The sequence below is a fragment of the Vibrio sp. 811 genome (genome assembly GCF_033339195.1).
Window position 1 is genome coordinate 1 of the sequence record NZ_JAWOUB010000205.1, and the last position, 873, is coordinate 873.

An 873-nucleotide genomic window follows, 5' to 3' on the forward strand; every position below is an offset into this window, starting at 1 on the left:
GTGCTGCGTCGCCAAATTGCGCTTCCACTTTGGTTTCCAACATCGTTTTTAGCTGGAACAGCTTTTCAAATGCATTGTCGGTGAGTGTCAGTTTGTCGAGTTGTTGCTGCCACTGGTGATACTCTTCATCGGTAATCGTCAAACCTTCCGGAATTTGCGCTTCTTGCGATGTGCCAACGGTCAGCATGGATTTGAAGTTTTGCTTATTTTGAATTCGGTTTACGAACACACGTACGAGCATTCGGTCGTACAGTGCGTCTAGGCCGCTGTCTTCATCTGGTAATTCGTTGGAAGCAGAAACCAACAAACGCATTGGAACACGTTCAATGTCACTGCCATTTTTGAATGTTTTTTCGTTCACGACGGTCAACAGAGTGTTCAGAATCGCAGGGCCCGCTTTCCAAATCTCATCAAGGAAAACGACTTGCGCTGTAGGTAGGTAACCTTTGGTGAGTCGGACATAACGGCCGTTGTCCTTCAACTCTTGAATACTCAAAGGACCAAACACTTCTTCTGGTGTCGAGAATCGAGTCATCAAGTATTCAAAGTAACTGCTGTTATCAAAAGCTTGGATAAGACGCTTTGCAATAAGACTCTTTGCAATACCTGGAGGACCTAAAAGAAAGACGCTCTCCCCAGCCAAAGCGGCAAGGAGACAGAGTTTGATGGTGTGTTCGCGTTCATAAACGCCATCAGTTAACGCTTTTGCAAGCTTGTTAATACGCTCGGAAAGTAGTGCTTTTTCGGCATTGGATGCAAAAGAAGGTTGGATCATACGTACTCCGGCTGCTGAACTGATGCTGTGTATTTATTTTTATACATTTGTTATCACTTTGTTACAAGTGTAATTTGTTCGAATCACCCTTATAACAG

1 protein-coding gene is annotated in these 873 nt (G+C 44.2%); it reads right to left on the reverse strand.

The window, feature by feature from the left end:
• A partial coding sequence (locus tag R7Q46_RS25840; RefSeq protein ID WP_318078039.1) for an AAA family ATPase occupies positions 1-775 on the reverse strand: 775 nt, incomplete at its 3' end.
• Positions 776-873: the final 98 nt, after the last annotated feature.